This window comes from Neisseria sp. P0021.S006 (assembly GCF_051956895.1).
In genome coordinates this window covers 1-2,735 of the sequence record NZ_JBQCWZ010000106.1, presented here as the reverse complement: position 1 = coordinate 2,735, position 2,735 = coordinate 1, and the positions used below count along the sequence as shown (strand labels likewise).

The 2,735-nt window shown below is 51.9% G+C and carries 1 protein-coding gene; it reads left to right on the top strand.

Annotated elements, in window-relative coordinates; all coding sequences use genetic code 11:
• The first annotated feature begins 505 nt into the window (after window positions 1-505).
• A complete protein-coding gene (locus tag ACTHUM_RS11165) occupies window positions 506-2,572 on the top strand; it encodes an RHS repeat-associated core domain-containing protein (protein ID WP_440361294.1) in 2,067 nt (688 codons plus the stop codon).
• Window positions 2,573-2,735: the final 163 nt, after the last annotated feature.

Sequence of the window (2,735 nt, the reverse complement as noted above, 5' to 3'; positions counted from 1 at the left end):
CGAAAACCATCAGCCCGACCGGATTACCGACTGCTCGGGTTACGAAACCAAACTGGCCTACACCCCCGAAGGACAGTTGGCGCGTATTACCGATGCGCTGGAACAGCACACCGAATACCACTACGACACCGATCAAAACCTCACCCTCGCCCTCTATCCCGACGGCAGCAAAGAGACCTTCGGCTACGATGCCGCAGGTCGTCTGACCACCCATACCGATGCCGAAGGCCACACCACCTCCTACGAATACGGCCAGGACGGTCTGCCGACCCAACGCACCAATGCCTTGGGCCATACCTTCGGCTATCATTACGACCAAGCCCGCCGCCTAGTCGGCCTCACCAATGAAAACGGTGCGCGCTACCGCTTTGCCTACGACATCCTCGACCGACTGATTGCTGAAAGCGGTTTCGACCATAAGCTCACCGGCTACCGCTACAATGCCGGCAACGAACTGATTGAACAGCGCGAATTCGGCGACGACGCTACCCTCGCCGCCAAACTGATGGCGCAGCTGGGCGGACAACCCGTCCCCAAAAAAGATGCCGCCCCGCTTTCAGACGGCCTCGACAGCCAAACCCCGCTGCGGACTACCGAGTTCAAACGCGATATATTGGGACGCTTAATCCATACCCTCGCCCGCAACAATGACAAGGTTCAGGAAACCGCTTACCAATACGACTTGGACGGCAACCTCGTCCGTGCCGCCAACAGCCACAGCATTACCTGCTTCGACTACAACGGCAACGGCCAAATCATCGGCCAGCACCAATGGAAAGTACCGACTAAGGAAGAGAACGCCCGAAACGGTTTGCCCGAAACCGACTGGCGCGATGCGCAGTACGACATGCTGTACCTGCCCGTTACCGAAAGCATCCGCTACCACTACGACTTCAACGGCAACCGTACCGCCACCGTCCTGCCCGACGGCAGACAGATCAACTACCTGTATTACGGCAGCGGCCACCTGCACCAAATCAGCCTCGACGACGAAGTCATCACCGACATCGAACGCGATAAGCTGCACCGCGAAATCTTCCGTACACAGGGTAAACTCGCCAGCCGTTACGAACTCGATCCCCTAGGTCGTCTGAAAAAACAAATCGCCACCCTCAATGATTTGATGGAAAGCGGCAAAGGCAAAACCAAAGTAACATCGGCTTATGCCGTCAAACGTGGCTACGGCTACGACCGCACCGGCAACCTGACCCACAGCACCGACCAGCGGACGGGCACGACGCATTTCGAGTACGACAAACTGGGTAGGATTACCCAAGCCGGTAACGAACTGTTCGCCTTCGACCCCGCGCACAATATCCTCGACATCCCGACGGAAAAGGTCAAACCATACCCTGCCCCCTCTCCCGTGGGAGAGGGTCGGGGAGAGGGCAAAACGACCGCGCCGCTTTCAGACGACCGTTCCGTCATCACCGACAACCGCCTGAAAACCTACAACGGCACGACCTATTACTACGACGACCTCGGCAACCTCATCCACCGCGAACTGGCCGACGGCGAAGTGCAGAACTATTTCTACGACCTGCACGACCAACTGGTTAAGGCGGAAATCTTCAAAAAAGACGGCAGCAAAGAGACTTGGTCGTACACCTACGACGCCTTGGGCAGAAGGATAGGCAAAGGTCGTCTGAAAAACGAAGAAGTTTCAGACGACCTCGAAAACCAAACCCGTTTCGTTTGGGACGGCAGCCATTTGCTGCAGGAAGTCCACCCGGACGGCAGGTATACCTATCTCTACACCGACCCGGATTCCTACGAACCGCTGGCACAGGTCCGCAATTGGACAACCGAAGACGGCGAAAGCCACCAACAAATCCACTACTTCCACTGCGACCAAATCGGCATCCCGCGTGAAATGACCGATGACGAAGGCAACCTGGTTTGGTTTGGCAACTATACCGGCTGGGGTCGTCTGAAAGAGGAAACCAAGGTAACGGATAGCGCTTACCAACCCTTCCGCCTGCAAAACCAGTATGCCGACCGTGAGACGGGGTTGCATTACAATTTCTTTAGGTATTACGAGCCTGATGTGGGTCGGTTTATCAACCAAGACCCGATTAGACTGTGGGGTGGAAACAATTTTTATCAATTTGCGCCGAACGTGCAGGGATGGGTTGATATTTTTGGTTTATATAATGCTCAGAAATGTGCATCAATTGCAGCTAGAATAGAAAATCTTAAATACGAAATATACGTAAAACGTATTCCCGCACTTGAGAGTAATCCAAATAATTTACCGTGGCGAATTGGTCCAGGGGAAGCTCTTAGAGATACTGTCCGAGGTCATGTAAAGCTACTGAATGCTGCGTATAGTAAACTAGCTAAAGCCGAAAAAGAGTGGGTGGATAATGATTGCGACAAACCACCACCTCCTTCTTCTCCCGTAACAAAATGCACTAATTGCTCCACTGAAGACAAAACATCTACTAATAATGATGCTTTAACAGCAATCGCCCTTGTTGGAACTGTTGTGCTAGTTAGTGTTTGTATATATTCAACGGCGGGAGTATGTGGTGCTTTTGTGGCAGGAGGAAGTTTTGTAGGAGCAATGTGAAGTTTAATATTGATATAGGAGCATGATAATTATGCGCAATAGTGATTTTTATATACAAAATATGATTGAAGCTTCTTTAGAACAAGAAGATTTCAGTCAAATAATTATACTACTAGATTCGCTACCATCTAAAAATATACGTAGCTGTCTCTTATCCCCATCT

Bases quoted from the DNA above. Each gene is read 5' to 3' on its own strand.
- ACTHUM_RS11165 (WP_440361294.1), top strand. From the start codon at position 506: ATGGCGCAGCTGGGCGGACAACCCGTCCCCAAAAAAGATGCCGCCCCG.